The following is an 18221-nucleotide window of genomic DNA, read 5'->3' as shown; positions in this document are numbered from 1 at the left end:
CCGTGTTCCAACAGTTCTCACACTGGGCTCGTCAAGCGGTCGCGCTCGCGCAGGACGAAGCACGCGAGCTCGGACACCCTCACGTGGGTGCCGAACACCTGCTCCTCGGTCTGCGTCGGGTGCCCGGCGGGTCGGCCCCGGCCGCGCTGCGGCTCGCCGGCATCGACCTCGACGCGGCGCGCAAGGCCGTGGATGCGGTGTCGGGCGGGAGCGACCGCCGCAGCGGCGACATCGTCCCCTTCGCACCGTCCCTCAAGCGTGCCCTCGACGGCGCCGTCGCCACTGCCGGCTCGGCAGGTGGTGAGGGCCTCGGCACGGGTGAACTGCTCGAGTCCATCCTCCGCACGGACGAGGTTGGAAAGGTCCTCGCGGCCCTCCACGTGGACCGCGACCACGTCGTCGCGGCGCTCGAACGCGAGCGCGCGACCGACACCGCTGACCACGGCCCGGACCCAGCGCCCGAGCACCACGTCGAACCGCACTGTCCCCGGTGCCGCTCGCTGCTGTCGGAACGGGCGCGGACCGAGACCCGGGAACTCCCCTCCGACGAGGGCGGCACCCGTCAGGTCGTGTTCGTGTACTGCGAGGCCTGTGGCATCTCACTCGCCGCCACCGTGCTCCCCGATTGAGATCGGCGACGCCGGATGCGACTCCGCCAGGATCAGACGTTGGCGGCTTCCATGGCGGCCAGCTCACGCTTGAGGTCGGCGATCTCATCCCGCAGCCGCGCCGCGTACTCGAACCGCAGCTCGCCCGCCGCCTCGTGCATCTCGTCGGTGAGGCTGCGGATCAGGGCGCCGAGATCCTCGCGTGGTAGGTCGCTGACGTCGACCTCCGCCGTCCGCTGGCCGCCGGCGTACTCCAGCGGGGCGTAGGCCTCTCCCGCTTCCTCGGCACGCACCGCACGGATGATGTCACCCACCTTCTTGCGGATGGTCTGGGGGTCGATGCCGTGCTCGGTGTTGTGCGCGACCTGCTTCTCGCGTCGCCGGTTGGTCTCGTCGATGGCCGACCGCATCTGATCGGTCACCTCGTCCGCGTACATCACGACCTGACCGTTCACGTTCCGCGCCGCGCGCCCGATCGTCTGGATCAGCGAGGTCTCGGAGCGCAGGAAGCCCTGCTTGTCGGCATCGAGGATCGCGACCAGGGAGACCTCAGGCAGATCGAGACCTTCGCGCAGCAGGTTGATGCCGACCAACACGTCGAACTCACCCAGGCGCAGCCCGCGCAGGATGTCGACGCGCTCGACCGTGTCGATGTCGGAGTGCAGGTAGCGGACCCGGACGCCGTTCTCGACGAGGTAGTCGGTCAGGTCCTCCGACATCTTCTTGGTGAGGGTGGTGACGAGGACACGTTCGTTGGCCTCGACCCGGGCGCTGATGTCGGCCATGAGGTCATCGATCTGGCCCTTGGTCGCACGCACGATCACCTCGGGGTCGACGAGCCCGGTCGGGCGGATGATCTGCTCGGCGATGGTGTCCGACTCGCGCCGTTCGTACGGCCCCGGGGTCGCCGAGATGAACAGCCGCTGGCCGATGCGCTCGAGGAACTCATCGAACCGCAGCGGCCGGTTGTCCTTGGCCGACGGCAGGCGGAACCCGTGCTCGACGAGCGTCTCCTTCCGGGAGCGGTCGCCCTCGTACATGGCTCCGATCTGTGGCACCGTCACGTGCGACTCGTCGACGAGGAGCACGAAGTCCTTGGGGAAGTAGTCCAGCAAGGTGAACGGAGGCTCGCCCTCCGTACGGCCGTCGAAGTGTCTGGAGTAGTTCTCGATGCCGTTGCAGAAGCCGACCTCGCGGATCATCTCGAGGTCGTAGTTCGTGCGCATGCGGAGCCGTTGTGCCTCGAGCAGCTTGCCCTCCTGCTGCAGCTCGGCCAGGCGCTCGTCCAGCTCCTGCTGGATCGTCTGCACCGCGCGGTCGATCGACTCGCGCGACGAGACGTAGTGCGACGCCGGGAAGACGGCGTAGTCGCCGATCGGCGCGGAGACCTCACCCGTCACGGTGTCGACGCGGACGATGCGGTCGACCTCGTCGCCGAAGAACTCCACCCGGATGGCCTGGTCGGCGTCGGCCGGGAAGATCTCGAGCACGTCACCTCGGACCCGGAAGGTTCCCCGCACGAGGTTGAGGTCGTTGCGGCTGTACTGCAGGTCGACGAGCTTACGGAGCGTCGGGTCGAGATCCATCTGCCCGCCGGTCTTGAACCAGACGATGTGATCCTCGTACTCCGACGGCGACCCGAGGCCGTAGATGCAGGAGACCGAGGCCACCACGACCACATCCCGTCGGGACAGCAGCGCCATGGTGGCGCGGTGCCGGAGACGGTCGATCTCGTCGTTGATCGTCGCGTCCTTCTCGATGTAGGTATCGGACTGCGGGATGTACGCCTCCGGCTGGTAGTAGTCGTAGTAGGAGACGAAGTACTCCACCGCGCTGTCCGGGAAGAACTCGCGGAACTCGTTGGCGAGCTGCGCTCCGAGGGTCTTGTTCGGGGCGATGACGAGGGCGGGGCGCTGGATGCGCTCGAGGACCTTCGCCGCCGTGTAGGTCTTGCCCGTCCCCGTGGCCCCCAGGAGCGTGACCGCCTTCTCGCCCCCCTGGAACGCCTCGACGATGGCGTCGATCGCCGTCGGCTGGTCACCGGACGGTTCGAAGTCGCTCACGACGTGGAACTCGGACATGCGCGCGAGGGTACCCACGGCCTGTGACACGCCCCCTCACTCCTCGATGGGTGCCGCCTCGAGCCAGTAACGGGTCAGGATGGCCCCGAGGTCGGCATCGAAGACGGTCGCGGCGTCGATGAGTTCGTCGTCGCTGACGAAGCCCAGCCCCCACCGCTCGATGACCTCGTCCAGGAACGTCTCGACGCGGTCGGCCCCGAGCCGGTCCTCCGCGCGCAACCACGCGAGGGGCGCCCTCGCGTAGACCATCGCGCCGTACGACGCGGCTGACGTGAACGCGTCCAGTGGCTGTGCCGGCGGGGCGTCGGTCCCACCTTGCACGTGGTAGCGGTCGTACCGACCACGCAGGTAGGTCGACACGAGCTGATCGGCTGCGGCCGGTCCGAAGTGGTCGCGGTACCACAGGTACGTCAGGTACTGCGCCGCCGCCTCGTCCACGACCGGGCTCGACAGCGAGCCGTTCCCAACGAGGGCGTGGAACCACTGGTGGGCGACCTCGTGTCCCAGGACGAAGCTGCCGAACTCTCCTCCGAGCTGGGTGAAGTCGGAGTCGTCGATGACGATCAGGCCGGGGAACTCCATCCCGGCGGCACCGGTGCCCATCGGGGCGACCGCCACGTCGAACTCCGACCAGGCCAGCGGGCCGAACCGTTGCGTGAAGCTCTCGACCGCAGAGACGGCCTCCTCGTGCGCTCGCGGCGCGGCTTCGTCGAGCGGGGCCACCGCGGGAACGACCGTGCGGACCAGCAGATCGCCCTGGAGGGAGTCGGTCGCGATCGCACCCGCGTCGTAGGCGACGGCGGACACGTCACGCAGTGCGATGCCGCGGGCCCAGGTGCACGTCGGGGCGGGGTCGGGGCAGGGTCCGTCGACGCCGCCCGTGAGGAGAGTCCCCGAGTGGGTGATGGTCACGGACCACACCGCCGCGGGGAACGCCCCGACATCGCCCCACGGGATCATGGGGCCCGCGTCGGTCGGCAGCGTCAGCACTGGGAGCCAGTGGCCGAGGAAGGTGACCGCCTCGTTGTGGGCCAGCAGGCCGAACCCGGCGGCACCGCCGTCGCCCTCGATGGCGACCCTGGGGGGTACGTCGTAGCTCGTCTGGATGCGCAGCAGGTACGCCTCGCCCTGCACGACCGTCGGCTCGAGGTCGACGACCAGCCGCGCACCAGCGGCGTCGATCTCGTGCGGGGCACCGCCGCCACCACCGCGCACCGTGACGGCGAGGTTGGTTCCGGCGTCGGCCAGCGCCTCTGCAGCCGGCAGCAGACGCAGGACGATCGCGTCGAGATCGGCATCCGACCGCGCAGCGATGACGACGTCGGCCGTGACGTGGTCGCGGTCCTCGTCGAGATCGACCGTCGCAACGTACACCGGCCGCTCCTCGACAGGCCACGCTGGGTGCCCGGTCTCGGCCCAGGGCCCTCGCGCCGCAGCGACACCGAGCGCCAGCAGTGCCTCCGCGCCGAGCGCCTCCGCCGCGTCGGGATCGACGAGCGCGTCCAGGTCAGCGGTCGGCGGGGCGCTCGTCCCGGGGCGTGGATCGGTGGGTGCCGCCGGTGCATCGGGCGTCGGTGGGTTCGTCCCGTCAGGAGCGGTCGGCGCCGAGGTCGCCGGCGCACGGACGTCGTCGCTGCGGCCACGGCTCACGGCCACCACCGCGCCGATGAGCAGCACGATGCAGACGAACGCGGCGAGCAGACGAAGCCGCCGATCGGGGGCCGGAGGGTGGTTCACGCCCTGATCGGCCCTGGGAGGGGCAGCACGTCCACGAGCTCACGCAGGTCGGTCACCCGGTGTCCGGTGTGGTCGGGATGCCGCCCGCGCCGGTCGACGAGCACGGGCAGCAGCCCCGCCGCCGCACTGCCCTCGACATCGGCTCGCAGGTCGTCGCCGACGTAGGCGACCTGAGGTGTCGGATCGAGGCCGAGGCGGTCGAGCGCACGGACGAAGATCGTGGGGTCCGGCTTCTCGATGCCCTCCTCGCCGGACACGACGATCGCCTCGAACCGGTGGAGCAGGTCGGCGTGCTGCAGGACCTCCCGAAGCCACGTACCCCAGTTCGACACGATCGCGATCCGCACGCCCCGCCGTGTCAGGTCCGCGAGGACGTCGTCGACCTCGGGGAACGGGACGAAGACGCCCGGTTCCCGGAACGCTTCGAAGATCTCGGCCGTGGCGTGCTCGTGGTCACCCTCGATCTGGAGTGCCTGGAGGAACCGGGCGTACAGAGCACGCCAGAACGCCTGCTCGGAGGCATCGTCACCGATGTGGGGCGAGGTCTGACCCCGGGCCCGCCACTCCTCGTGGTGCTCTCCGAACAGGTGTGACACGCGCGACACGTCGCCGTCGAGGTCGGGCACGTCGATCCCGGCGCGCTCGCAGCCGCGCACGAACACCTCCCACCACGAGGGGGCGATCGTCAGGAGCGTGAGTCCGGCATCGAAGATCACGGTGTGGACGGTCACGAGCTCGCCCGCTCCTGGTGAGCGGCCTCGGCCGCGGCGGTCAACTGCGACCAGACCTCGTCGATGCGACGCTCGAGCGCCGCCCGGTCACCGCTGTTGTCGATGATGTGTGTGGCGTTGATGCGCCGGTCCTCGTCGGTGAGCTGCGTCGCCATCCGTGCCCGGACGTCCGACTCGTCCATGCCGCGCTGGGAGACGAGGCGTTCCAGCCGGATCTCGGGTGGTGCCGTCACCACGACGAGGGCGTCGTGCTGCTCGTACAGCCTGGACTCGACGAGGAGGGGGATGTCGAGCACGACGATCGTGGGGTCGCCGGTGTCATCAGCCGCCGCGAGTTCGGCCATCCGGTCGGCGAGACGCTGGCTGATGCGCGGGTGCGTGATCGCGTTCAGAGCGGCACGGGCGTCGTCGTCCGCGAACGCGATGGCCGCGAGGGCGGGGCGGTCGAGCGTGCCGTCGGGGCGCAGGATGTCATCGCCGAAGCGCTCGACCAGCTCGGTGAGCGCCAGCTCACCGGGCTCGACGATCTCGCGCGCGATGCGGTCGGCGTCCACGACCACCGCCCCGCGAGCCGAGAACCCCGCGGCGACGGTCGACTTGCCGCTGCCGATGCCTCCGGTGAGTCCGACGAGGTACACGCGCCGATCAGGCGGTGGTGTCGTCGCCCTCGGCCGGGGTTGCGTCGTCGCCGCGAGCCTCGTCGGGGGTCGGTGCGGACTCGCTGGCGGGCGTCTCGTCATCCAGCGGTGCGGCCTCGGTCGGGATGTCCGCGTCCGCGGGCGGCGCCGCGTCCCCGACCGGAGCCTGCGGTTCGTCGGCCTCGGGCGTGCCGAGCCGCTCCTGCGGGAGCTGCGCCTCCTGCAGAGCCATCTCCTCGGGGCTGAGCTGGGGCTCCTTGACGAGACCAGCCTGAGCGAGCGCTCCGGCCATCGTGCTCTGCGGGGTCTCGTCCTCCTCGCCACCGGACGTGTACGCGTGCGCCACCGTCGGCTCGGCGTCCTCGTCGTGCTCGTCGACGATGACCGGACCGTCGCCACCGGCCACCTGCTTCAGCGACAGGCTGATGCGGCGGCGGACGGTGTCGATGTCGATCACCTTGATGTCGATCTTGTCGCCGACGTTGACGACAGCCTCGGGGACCTCCACGTGACGGTCGGCCAGCTCGGAGATGTGGACCAGGCCCTCGATGCCCTCGGCGACCTTGACGAAGGCCCCGAACGGCACGAGCTTGGTGACCTCGCCCTCGACCACGTCGCCCACCTGGTTCTCGCGGGCGAACTTGTCCCACGGATCCTCCTGGGTGGACTTCAGCGACAGCGACACGCGCTCGCGGTCCATGTCCACGTCGAGGACCTCGACGGCGACGTCGTCACCGACCTCGACGACCTCGGACGGGTGGTCGATGTGGTGCCACGACAGCTCCGACACGTGCACGAGGCCGTCGACACCACCGAGGTCCACGAACGCCCCGAAGTTGACGATGCTGCTGACAACGCCCTTGCGGACCTCGCCCTTCTGCAACGTCTGGAGGAACTCCTGACGGAACTCGGACTGGGTCTCCTCGAGGAACTTGCGCCGCGACAACACGACGTTGTTGCGGTTCTTGTCCAGCTCGATGATCTTGCACTCGAGCACCTCACCCACGTAGGGGTTGAGGTCGCGGACGCGCCGCATCTCGACGAGCGAGGCGGGCAGGAAGCCACGCAGTCCGATGTCGAGGATCAGACCACCCTTCACGACCTCGATGACGGTGCCCTGGACGGTCTTGTCGTCGTTGTAGATGCGCTCGATCGTGCCCCAGGCGCGCTCGTACTGGGCACGCTTCTTCGACAGGACGAGCCGACCTTCCTCGTCCTCCTTCTCGAGGATGAGGGCCTCGACCACGTCCCCGATCTGCACGACCTGGTTGGGATCGACGTCCGCCTTGATCGACAGCTCACGCAGCGGGATGACGCCCTCGGACTTGTAGCTGATGTCGAGGAGCACCTCGTCGGGATCGATCTTGACGACGACGCCCTCGACGATGTCGCCCTCGTTCATGGGGCGGAGCGTGTCCTCGAGCGCCGACTCGAAGTCCTCGTCGCTGACGTCTCGCTCGACGATGTCCTCGCCGGTCGAGGTGTGGGTACGTCCCGGATCGCTGAGCACCACCATCTGCGAGGGTGTCGACGCCTCGGGAGCGGTCGTAGGCTGTTCGGGCGTCGGGCTGTCGGTCGGTTCCATGTGGTGGTCGGTCTCTTGTTCGGTCCGGTCAGGTCGGTTGTCCGCGTCGCGCAGGCCGACAGCGCTGCGGGGCTGGGAGGGTCTGTTGCGCCCGTCCGCTGCCTCACACCGGCTGCAGGCAGGCGACGCGAGTGGCGAGCATCGCACGCACGCGAGCGTGCGTCAACGCTGCCAGGCCGTGCAGGGTACCGTACGAGCCCGTTCTCGCGCGCGACAGGCTCCCCGTGCCCGACACGTCCCGCGAGCCCGACGGGCTCTTCCAGATCCCCGACGACCTGCCCCGCAAGGGGTTGTTCGCCGAGCCGCTGGTCGTCGCCGATCTGCGGGCGCTCGAGCCCGAGTCGCGAGGTGAGGGCGAGCTCCGGGTGCGCTTCCGCCTGACCGTGAAGGATGCCGAGGGGCGCCGCTGCCCCGACATCTACGTCCAGGCCCGTATCGACGGACCGGAGCGGTCAGGGACGGGGACGGCGAACACGAACGTGATGGGCGCCGCCGAGTTCCGGATGACGGGGCCGGCAGGGCGCTACGCGATCGAGGTCCTCGACGTCGGCGCCGGCGGCCTCGACTGGGACCGTGATGCGGGCCCCACCCGCTGTGTGACCACCGCCTGACCAGCGGCAGGGTTCCTCCCCCCTCGGCTGCGCAACTTCATCACCCGGTCTGATCGCATATCCGATCGGATCGGGGGACAAAGTGGATCTGCTTCGGGTGCGTCTGAACCTGACCCAGCATCCGCTCCGGCGTCGGGTACCACAGGCCGATCCCAGGCGAGGCGTGGTGAACCACCACGCCGTCGAGGACTGCGGGATCTGCCGGATGCCCGGAACCGTACAGCGCGGTCTTCGCATCGCACGGCTCGCCCTCGACCCTCGGCTCGGCCTGGTCCGAAGGTCGAGGCGGGGTGGTTGCCGCTCTCCCACCAGCACGCGACCTGACCCTGACCACGTCACCACGTAGCTCGCCAGACCCGTCGGAGCGGGGCCGCGCAGCCACGTCCCGTTCCGGTCGAACCGGGACCCGTGCCACAGATCCTCGAACTGCTCGCTGGCCTAGCACCACGCCAGCACCTTGCGGAAGTCTGGCCGTCTGTGCGGGCTCACCGCGTCGAGCACGCGCACGGCACCGTCCTGACCGTGAACAACGAAGACCGGATCTTCCCCGACGAAGTCGGCCCTGACCTCACCCGCCGGCGGCACCTCGAGGAACACGCGAGGCCCTCGGGGAGCGTCAGAAACCGCCTCACGGTCCGCCCGCGACTCGTCGCTGGCTCGCGAACTTGAATGGTTGGGTACACGCTGATGTGCCCAGGTATTCAGATTCAAGTTCGTGACCAGCGACGCGGATGCGCCGTCGCCAAGGTCAGTGCTTCTGGGCGTCGAACCAGGTGACGCCGGCGGCGGTGTCAACCTCCAACGGCACGTCGAGGTCGGCGACGGCGCACATCTCGGTGACGACGAGCTCCCGGGCCTCGTCGAGATCGTCGTCGGCGACCTCGAAGATCAGCTCGTCGTGGACCTGCAGGAGCATCTGGATGCGCAGGCTGGTCTCAGCGAGGGCACGATCGACCCGGACCATCGCGAGCTTGATGATGTCGGCGGCCGTCCCCTGGATCGGGGCGTTGAGGGCCATGCGCTCCGCCATGCCCCGGCGGTTGCGGTTGTCCGACAGCAGGTCGGGCAGGTAGCGCCGACGCCCGAAGAGCGTGCGGGTGAACCCGGTCTTGCGCGCGGTCTCGACCGCGCCCCGCAGGAACCCGGCGACGTCCGGGAAGCGCTCCATGTAGGCATCGACGATCTCCTGCGCTTCATCCGGTGGGATGCCGAGCTGCTGGCTCAACCCGAACGAGGTCAGGCCGTACGCCAAGCCGTAGTTGATCGCCTTCGCACGGTCCCGGAGGGCGGCGTCGACGTGCTCGAGCGGCAGGTCGAACACCTTGGCCGCGGTGGTGGCGTGGATGTCCTCGCCGGACCCGAACGCCTCGAGCAGCCCGTCGTCCTGACACAGGTGGGCCATGATGCGCAGCTCGATCTGGCTGTAGTCGGCGACCATCAGCGTGTCGTAGCCCTCGCCTGCGGTGAACGCCCGGCGTATCTCGCGGCCTTCCTCGCGGCGTACCGGGATGTTCTGCAGGTTGGGGTTGGATGAGGCGAGCCGCCCCGTCGCGGCTGTCGTCTGGCTGAGGGTCGTGTGGACCCGGCCGGTCTCGTCGTCGATCAGCGGCGGGAGGGCGTCGATGTAGGTCGACAGCAGCTTGGTGACCTCGCGCCAGTCGAGGATCGCCTGGACGATCGGGTGGGCGTCGATGATGTTCTGGAGCTGGGTGGCGTCGGTCGAGTAGCCGGTCTTGATACGCCGGGTCTTGGGCAGCCCGAGCTGGTCGAACAGCACCTCCTGCAGCTGCGGTCCCGATCCCACGTTGAAGCGCTCGCCGGCGTGGTCCCAGACCTCGCGCTCGAGCTCGGCCGCCCGTTCGGCGAGCCGTCCACGGATCTCGTCGAGCACCGAGCGATCGATCGCGATGCCAGCCCGTTCCATGCGCGCGAGGACGGGTGCCAGCAGCAGTTCGATGTCGTCGTGCAACTCGACCTGGTCGCGCTCGACGAGCTCGCCGTGCAGGTGTTCGGCGAGCTCGAGGGTCGCCTGCGCTCGCAGCGCACGCTCGTGCCACGGCTCGTCCTCGACGCCCAGCGACAGCTGGCCCTCGTCGTCACCCGCGTCCTCGACCGTGAGCGTGCGGGACAGGTACTGCAGCGCGATGCGTTCGAGGTCGAAGCTCCGCTGCTCGGGGTTGATGAGGTACGCCGCCAGCTCCGTGTCGGTGCGGACGCCGGCCACGTCCCAGCCCCGCGACAACGCCGCGTGGTCGAGTGCCTTGGCGTCGTGGACCACCTTCGGCAGCTCATGGTCAGCGAGTGCGTCCGCGAGCGCGGCCCGGTCCTCGTCGGCCAGATCGTCGAGCACGGCCGTGGCCGGGCTCCGTCCGACAGCCGCCAGGCCGATGGACACCCAGCGCAGGTGCGGGACGGGCCGCTCGGTCAGGGGCACGATGGCGAGAGGTCCGGTCAGTCCGTCGAGCCACTCCCGCAGCTCGCCCGCCCCGAGGTGGCGGGGCGCGGTGTCGAAGCCTGCGGCCTCCTCCTCCTCGACATCACCGAGCACTTCGTCGACGAGCCGGTCGTAGAGGGCGCGGAACTCCAGGGTCCCGAACAGGCCGCGGACCGCGTCGGCGTCGATGTGGGTGATGCGCAGGTCGGCGAGGTCGACCTCGAGGTCGGCCAGATCACGGCGCAGGGTCATGATGCTGCGGTTGATGTAGACCTGATCACGGTGCTCCGCGAGCATCGCGGGGACCTTCTTGCCGCTGATCTGGTCGAGGTGGGCGTAGATGCCGTCGAGGTGACCGAACTCGGTGATCAGCTTCGCGGCGGTCTTCTCGCCGACCCCGGGCACGCCGGGGAGGTTGTCGGAGTTGTCGCCGCGCAGGGCCGCGTACTCGACGTACCGGTCAGGTGGGATGCCGTACTTCTCCTCGACCTCCGGCGGGGTCATCTCGCGGATGTCGCTCACGCCCCGCGCCGTGTAGAGCACCGTGAGGTCGTCGTCGACCAGCTGGAACGTGTCGCGGTCGCCGGTGAGGATCAGCACGTGGAAGCCCTTGGCCTTGCCCCGCTCGGCGATCGTCGCGATGACGTCGTCGGCCTCCACCCCCGCGAGCTCGACGACGGGGATCGTCATCGCCGCGAGCACCTCGCGGATCAGGTCGAGCTGGGTCCGGAACTCGTCCGGTGTCTGGGATCGGTTGGCCTTGTACTCGGGGTAGGCCGCCGTGCGCTGCACGTCGCGGCCCTTGTCGAAGCACACGGCGATGCCGTCGGGGTGGCGGTCCCCCAGCAGCTTGATGAGCATGCTCGTGAAGCCGTAGACGGCGTTCGTGAGCTGACCGGTCTGGGTACGCAGCGAATCGGGCAGCGCGTAGAAGGCCCGGTACGCCAGCGAGTGCCCGTCCAACAGGACGAGCGTGGGTCGCTCCTCGGCCTCCGTCATGGGGACCGAGGGTAGTCACCGGGTCAGACGGTGAGATCCGCGGCTGCTGCGTGCCGGCGACGGCGCCACAGCTCGACGGCGAGGAGCAGAAGCCCCAAGCTGGCAGGGATCGTGCTGGCGGCGGGGACCCCGCCACCTGCCTCCGCGGCCAGGAGGGTCACGCTCGAAGGTGCCACCGCATCGCCCTGTGCGTGGTGGACGCCCGTGGCGGGCTCCTCGCCGAGCTCCACGACCTCCATCCCCCGGGTGTAGTCGTGGATGTAGACGACGTCGCCGCTGACCCACTGCGCCGATCCGGTGAAGCCGTCCGCCCCCACGATCCACGCGATCTCGCTCATCGTCCCGTCCGGGGCGATGTCGACGAAGCGGGTCCCGCGGTTGTAGTACCCGACGACCATCTTGCCGCCACCGTCGAACTCGGGGTGCAGTTCCATCCAGTGGGCGCAGTAGAGGACGTTGCCGGTCGCTTCGCCGTCGAGGAAGATCCCGCTCGAACCGGCGTCGAAGGAGTCGAGCAAGGCGAACTCCGCGGCGCGGACGTCCTCGAGCGTCGCGCCCTCCTCGCCCGCCTTCCAGGCGTCATAGGCGGCGAGGAACGTGGTCGTGTCCCACGTGTCGATGACCGCGGCCTTGGTCGGTCCCTCGTCGCACTCGCTGCCAGCGCGCTCGTCCGCGGTCGGGGGGATCTCGGTGCCGGCGACGAGGATCGGGTCGCGGCCCTCGTTGGCCCACTCGACGGCGTGGTACCCGAAGGTGTGCCAGCGGCCCGGCTGCTCGATCCGGTTGAGGAGCACCGGCGCGGCCGGATCTGTGGTGTCCATGAACACCAGGCTCGCGCCGGCAGCGATGACGAGTCCGGGCGCGACCTCGGTCAGGTCGTGCGCGTACGGATCGTTGCTGGTCGATCCGTAGCCGACGTGCTGGCGCCAGCGGCCCGGCAGCAGCGTCGGGTTCGTCGGGTCGGTGAGGTCGACGATGTAGCCGGTCCGTCCGTAGGCGTAGGCACAGCTGTTGACCTCGCCATCGACCTCGCCGCTGACGCAGGTCCAGGTGTGGTCCGTCACGTCGGCGGTCCCGATAATCGCCACGCCCTCAGCGGGATCACTGACGTCGACGACCTGGAGGGCGGTGTCACCGTTGGGCAGCGGGCTGCCGTCGACGAGCAGGATCTCGCCGTTGGTGTCGGGATCCTCCTGGGCGAGCGCGATCCCGGTCGCTCCGAGGCCGGCCGCGTGCTGGAAGAGCGGAGTGAACCCCAGCAGCTCGGGCGACTCCGGTGTGGAGACGTCGTAGACGTACACGCCCCGCGGGTCGGTGACGTAGTAACGGTCCCCCAGAACCCGTCCCCCGGCGTTCCCCGTGTGCTCGGGGAAGCGTCCGTGGTACTCGAGGTTGTCGGTCTTGGCGTGGGTCAGGTCGGTGGGCAGTGTCGGCGCCAGGGGGACGGTGGGGTGGGCCGAGGCGGGGGCGGCCAGCGCGACGAGAAGACCGGCCGTCAGGGCGGCGATCGAGGACCGACGCATCGAGTGCTCCGTTGGTGGGTGGGATCGTTCGATCGGGACTTCGACGCTCGCCAGCGGCGTTCCTGCCTGTGAGTGCGACCGTCAGGACGGGGTCGACTGTGCGTTCGGGGGCTCCGAGCGCCATCCTCCGCATCCTGACGGCCACCCAACGATAGGAGCCCACCGTGAGCACGAGCTCGCACGTGCAGGACGTCGAGACGGCCGACTTCCAGACCGCCGTCATCGAGCGGTCGAAGGACGTCCCCGTCGTCGTGGACTTCTGGGCCGCGTGGTGCGGGCCGTGCCGCACCCTGGGTCCCGCCCTCGAGGCGGCCGTGACGGCACGGAACGGGGACATCGTGCTCGCGAAGGTCGACGTCGACCGCAACCAGCAGCTCGCTGCGCAGTTCGGGATCCGGGGCATCCCCGCGGTGAAGGCGTTCAAGGACGGCAAGCTGGTCGACCAGTTCACGGGCGCGTTGCCCCCACAGCAGATCGAGGCGTTCCTCGACCGCATCGCCCCGACCGCGGCGGACCGGCTGGCCACCCAGGCGGCCGCGCGCCTGCCGAACGATCCCGCCGGCGCCGCAGCAACGTTCGAGGAGGCGCTCGAGCTGGACGGCAGGCACCTCGGGGCGGCGCTCGGCCTCGCAGAGCTCGTGCTCGATGACGACCCGCAGCGCGCGCTCGATCTCGTCTCCCCGCATCGCCCCGAGGTGTCGGCCGAGGCGATCGCCGCCAAGGCCCAGCTGGCATTCGCCGACTCCCTCGACCTCGACGTCCTCCGCACCGCCGCGGGCGCCGATCCGACGGACGCCGCGGCGCAGCTCGAGCTCGGCCGCGCTCTGGCAGCGACCGGCGAGTATCGCGCCGCGATCGATCACCTCCTGAGGGCCGTGAGGCTCGGTGGAGCGACGCGGGATGCGGCCCGTGACCAGTTGGTACAGCTGTTCACCATCCTCGGTGACACCGACCCGCTGGTGAAGACGGGGCGCCGCGAGCTGGCCAACGCGCTCTTCTGATATTGGCGACGCCGCATCCGCGTCGTCGATGGAGCGATCGAGGCGCGCCCGCAGGCGAGAGCGCGGTCTCGCCCGCTGCCATCCCCCACCCGTCGAGCCGACAGGGATGCGACCGGCTAGCGTCGAAGACTGACGGTCATGTCAGCAACGGGACGAGAGGGGCCCGCTGTGGCCACGATCGGCTTCGCACTGCTCGCCCTGGCGGCTGCGCTCTTCGCCGCTCCGGCTTCGGCGGGCCCGGACGTGCACATCTCGGTGTTCAACGGTGAGGGCAACCGCCTCAACGCGTACGACGCGGACACGTTCGAGAAGCAGACCGTCATCCCGTCGGCCGCCGACGACCCCGACGGCGGTCGCGACATCAACGCCCAGATCTGCTTCGACCCCGGCTACCGAGACGACGACCCCGAGACGCCCCACTTCTTCATCGCCGGAGAGGACACCGGCCAGCAGTCGGGACAGACGGTCGAAGGTGGTCAGGGCTGGGGCTACTTCGAGCTCGACGGGGACCATGTCGGCGAGTTCAACTGGGAGCAGATCGGCAAGCTCGACCCGACCTACAACAACACCGCCGACAATCCCGAGAACTACGGCTGCGGGTTCCTGTCGGATGGACGCCTGCTCACCAGCGACGTCGGCGACCAGCAGCCTCAGTCCGGCGCCAACGGCCAGCTCATCGTCTGGTTCCCCCCGCTCGATCGCACCGACGTCCCGTACTGCAAGATCGACGTCACCATCCCGACGGCCGGCCAGATCCTGGTCGAGGACGACCGCGTGTTCGTCGGGGCGCAGCGCCCCGACTTCGCCGACCCGGTCGGCAACCCCGGGGGGATCTACCTCTACGAGGGCGACTGGCCGACCGCGGACGACGCGGCGGGCGGCTGCGGGCGACAGGATCCCAACGGCTCGCCGCTGGTAGACGAGGGTCGCGTCGAGCGCTCGGTGTTCATCCGCGCCGGCCACCCGTTCCTGCAGACGCCGAGCGCGGTGGTCCCCTCCCCCGCCGGGGGCTACTACGCGTCGAGCGTGTTCGACGGTAAGATCAGCGAGTTCGACGCCGACGGCGGGTTCGTCCGTCCCATCCTCGTTCCCTCGCCGACCAACCCCGTGCCGCCCTACGACACCGGCACACCTTTCGGGCTCGGCATCGACCGCAACGGCACGCTGTACTACGCCGACATCGGCATCGTGCTCGGGCCGCCGCCAGGACCCGGCGACAGTAACGGTCACGTCCGCCGCATCACCGTCGACGCCGACGGCAACCCCAGTGATCCCGAGGTCATCGACGACGGCCTGGCGTTCCCCGACGGGATCGGGATCCTCGAGGTCCCGGTCGCCGCCCCGACACCCCCGCCGTCAGGCCCGTCTGCGCCCGAGCCCGCCCCCGCACCCGAGGCGTCGCTGCCCACGACGGGCGGCGGTGCCACGGCGGCGCTCGGTCTGGCGGGTCTCGCGCTGGCGTGGCGGCGTCGGAGCACGTGACCGTGCTGCCCAGGAGATCGCGGACGTGAGACGAACCGCCGCCGCGAGCATCGCGCTCAGCATCCTCCTCGCGTTCCCGGCGGGGGCACAGGACCAGGAGCCACGGGTCACCGACCCCACCGCCACGTCCGAGCCCGGCTGCCCTGACTGGGCCATGTACGGCAACGACATCCGGCGCACGTTCGAGACCCGCTGCCCCTCCGCGATCGCCCCACAGAACGTGGCGAGCCTCAGTCCGCTCTGGGCGTTCAAGACCACCAAGACCGTCACCGCCTCGCCAGCCGTCGGGCACGGACGCGTGTTCGTCGGGGACTGGACCGGCACGATGTACGCGCTCGACGCCGACACGGGCGCTGAGCTGTGGCAGGTGACCACCGAACCCGCGCCCGGTGCGCCGTTCGGCCCGATCGTGTCGTCCGCTGCGGTCACGGACGTCACGGTGGATGGCGCGACGACGGCGCTGGTCGTGTTCGGGGCGGGACCGCGCCTGTACGCGCTGGATGCCGAGGACGGCTCCCAGGTGTGGGTGCGCTACTTCGGCGCGGACGTGCCGGATGAGCAGACCGAGATCGAGTCGTCACCGGTCGTGCACGAGGGTGTGGTCTACGTCGGGATGGACGTCCACAACCGCACCGTCGACCAGACCGGCGGGGTGCGGGGTGGTCTGTGGGCGCTCGACGTGGCGACCGGGGAGACGCTGTGGTTCTTCAACCCCGAGCTCGACAACGAGGCATCGGGGTGTTCCAGCGTGTGGTCGTCTCCGACGATCGACGACGCCCGAGAGCAGGTCTACCTCGCCACCGGCAACTGCCCCCACGACGACTACCCCTGGACCCCCCATACCGAGGCGGTGACCGCGCTCGACCTGCCGACCGGCGAGCCGATCTGGTCGTTCCAACCGGAACCCGAGAACCGCGACGACACCGACTTCGGCGCGACACCCAACCTGTTCCGGGACAGGGCGGGGCGCGAGATCCTCGGGATCGGGAAGAAGAACGCCGTCTACTACGCCCTCGACCCGGACACCGGCGAGGAGCTGTGGTCCACCCAGGTGGCGGAGCCCGGCAACGTCAACGAGGACTTCGCCATCGGAGGCTTCATCGGCTCGACCGCGACGTCCCGCGGAGACGTCTTCGGGGGAACCGCCATCGGAGGGCCGCCGTACTTCCACGCACTCGATGGTCGCACCGGGGAGGTGATGTGGAGCGGAGTGGCCGGACCGACGTACGCGGCGACCGCCACGACCAACGGCATCGTGATCGCGGGTGCGCTCGACAACGAGCTGAAGGCCTGGCACGGCACCAGCGGCATGCAGCTGTGGACTGCACCGCTCGCGGGTCCGATCTCGTCCAGCCCGGCCATCGTCGGCGACCGCGTGTACATCGGCTCGGGGACGTCGTCATCGGACGCCTGCGCGAAGGACGTCCCGATCTTCTCGGACCTGTGCCTCGCCGCCTTCGACGAAGCACTAGGTGCGACGGGGGCGGTCCACGCGTTCGAACTCGCAGCTGTTGGCCACACGGCGGCCACGGCCGGCGCAGGCAGCGGGATCCTGCTCGGAGGCGAGGGCGACCGGCTGCACGCCTGGGACGTCTCCACGCTCCGCCACCAGGTCGTGATCCCCTCGTCGGGTGACGATCCAGCCCGGGGGCTGGACATCAACGCCCAGATCTGCGCCTTTCCGGACGGGTCCGGTCGCATCATCGCCGGCGAGGACACCGATCAGGGGGGCGCAGGCACACAGGGGTGGGGCATCATCCGCCTCGAGGGCGACCGCATCGGGGCGCTGACGTACGAGCACGTCGGCAAGCTCGCCCCGACGTTCCAGGACACCCAGAGCAACCCCGAGAACTACGGCTGCGGGTTCCTGTCGGATGGCCGCGTGTTGACCTCTGACGTCGGCGACCAGTTCCCCGGCTTCCCAGGCAACGGCCAGCTCATCGTGTGGTTCCCCCCGTTCAACTCGTTCGAGGTCGCGTACTGCAAGATCGATGTCGGCATCGCCACCGCTGGAGGCATCTGGGTCGACGAGGACGACGCGGTGTACGTCGCCTCCAACCGCCCCGACGAGGCCGGCAACCCCGGCGGCATCTACCGCTACGACGGCCGCTGGCCGACGGGCCCGGATGCCGCCGGCGGTTGCGGTCGCACGGACGGCACCGGCGCGCCGCTGGTCGACGAGGGCCGCATCACCAAGGAGCCGTTCATCCAGCAGGACGAGCACGTGCTCACGCCGAGCGCGATCATCGACAGCGGCCGGGACAGCTTCTACGTCTCGTCGGTCTTCAACGGGGTCATCGCCGAGTACGACCGCGACGGGGGGTTCGTGCGCGAGATCCTGCGGGCACCTGGACCACCGGCCCAGACGACCGGCACACCGTTCGGGCTGGCGCTCGGTACCGACGGCTCGCTGTACTACGCCGACCTCGGGATCCTCGTCGCTCAGCCGGCACCGAGCCACGGGACCGTCCGTCGCATCCGCTTCGACGCAGATGGTGAGCCGCTGGCACCCGAGACGCTCGGGGCCGGGTTCGACTTCCCGGACGGCGTCGGCCTGTGGCAACCCCCGGCTCCGGCGACACCGCCGCCTCCTCCTCCACCTCCGCCGGCACCCACACCTGACCGTGCCCCCCTTCCAACGACCGGTGGCGGTGTGGCCATCGGGGCGTTGCTGGTGGCGTTGGCGACCGCACGACGGCGCCGCTGAGGCGGGGGCCCGGTCCACACGGGGCGGCGCGCCGGTCCACACGGGGGCGGGGCGTCCTTTCGGCGTAGATGCGGCGGTTCCCCT

At 69.9% G+C, this 18221-nt stretch carries 12 protein-coding genes; 5 read left to right on the top strand and 7 right to left on the bottom strand.

Annotated features, from left to right (window positions below):
• Positions 1-2 precede the first annotated feature (2 nt).
• Positions 3-629 (top strand): hypothetical protein, encoded by a 627-nt coding sequence (locus KY469_04050; protein ID MBW3662251.1) that lies wholly within the window; start codon positions 3-5, stop codon positions 627-629.
• A gap of 32 nt (positions 630-661) precedes the next feature.
• On the opposite strand, the gene uvrB is transcribed toward KY469_04050, so the two are convergent.
• From uvrB to rpsA, 5 genes are read right to left on the bottom strand one after another with little or no spacing between them, the layout of a single operon-like run.
• A complete protein-coding gene (gene uvrB / locus KY469_04045) occupies positions 662-2689 on the bottom strand; it encodes an excinuclease ABC subunit UvrB (GenBank protein ID MBW3662250.1) in 2028 nt (675 codons plus the stop codon).
• 36 nt (positions 2690-2725) lie between these two features.
• Positions 2726-4426, bottom strand: coding sequence for a hypothetical protein (locus KY469_04040; GenBank protein MBW3662249.1), 1701 nt, complete (start codon positions 4424-4426; stop codon positions 2726-2728).
• Positions 4423-5157, bottom strand: coding sequence for an HAD-IA family hydrolase (locus KY469_04035; GenBank protein MBW3662248.1), 735 nt, complete (start codon positions 5155-5157; stop codon positions 4423-4425). Before KY469_04035 ends, KY469_04040 begins: the two co-directional genes overlap by 4 nt.
• A complete protein-coding gene (coaE, locus tag KY469_04030) occupies positions 5154-5795 on the bottom strand; it encodes a dephospho-CoA kinase, long form (protein ID MBW3662247.1) in 642 nt (213 codons plus the stop codon). Before coaE ends, KY469_04035 begins: the two co-directional genes overlap by 4 nt.
• A 7-nt stretch (positions 5796-5802) precedes the next feature.
• Entirely contained in the window at positions 5803-7311 is a 1509-nt protein-coding gene (rpsA, locus tag KY469_04025; protein MBW3662246.1) for a 30S ribosomal protein S1, read from the bottom strand.
• Positions 7312-7604: 293 nt separating this feature from the next.
• Between rpsA and KY469_04020 the strand changes: the two genes are divergently transcribed.
• Positions 7605-7991: a hypothetical protein gene (locus tag KY469_04020; protein ID MBW3662245.1), complete on the top strand. Its 387-nt coding sequence runs from the start codon at positions 7605-7607 to the stop codon at positions 7989-7991.
• Positions 7992-8739: 748 nt separating this feature from the next.
• Here KY469_04020 and polA read toward each other — a convergent pair.
• Positions 8740-11424: a DNA polymerase I gene (gene polA, locus KY469_04015; GenBank protein MBW3662244.1), complete on the bottom strand. Its 2685-nt coding sequence runs from the start codon at positions 11422-11424 to the stop codon at positions 8740-8742.
• A gap of 23 nt (positions 11425-11447) precedes the next feature.
• Positions 11448-12947 (bottom strand): hypothetical protein, encoded by a 1500-nt coding sequence (locus tag KY469_04010; GenBank protein ID MBW3662243.1) that lies wholly within the window; start codon positions 12945-12947, stop codon positions 11448-11450.
• 164 nt (positions 12948-13111) lie between these two features.
• Here KY469_04010 and KY469_04005 point away from each other — a divergent pair, with 164 nt between their 5' ends.
• From KY469_04005 to KY469_03995, 3 genes are all read left to right on the top strand, one after another.
• Entirely contained in the window at positions 13112-13948 is an 837-nt protein-coding gene (locus KY469_04005) for a tetratricopeptide repeat protein (GenBank protein ID MBW3662242.1), read from the top strand.
• Between the two features lie 168 nt (positions 13949-14116).
• Positions 14117-15430 carry a hypothetical protein gene (locus tag KY469_04000; protein MBW3662241.1) on the top strand — a complete coding sequence of 438 codons (1314 nt, stop codon included), beginning with the start codon at positions 14117-14119 and terminating at the stop codon, positions 15428-15430.
• A 25-nt stretch (positions 15431-15455) separates the two neighbouring features.
• Entirely contained in the window at positions 15456-18137 is a 2682-nt protein-coding gene (locus tag KY469_03995) for a PQQ-binding-like beta-propeller repeat protein (protein MBW3662240.1), read from the top strand.
• Positions 18138-18221 lie beyond the last annotated feature (84 nt).

Source organism: Actinomycetota bacterium, from assembly GCA_019347575.1.
Taxonomy (GTDB): domain Bacteria; phylum Actinomycetota; class Nitriliruptoria; order Nitriliruptorales; family Nitriliruptoraceae; genus JAHWKY01.
This window is presented reverse-complemented; position numbering and strand designations above follow the sequence as displayed.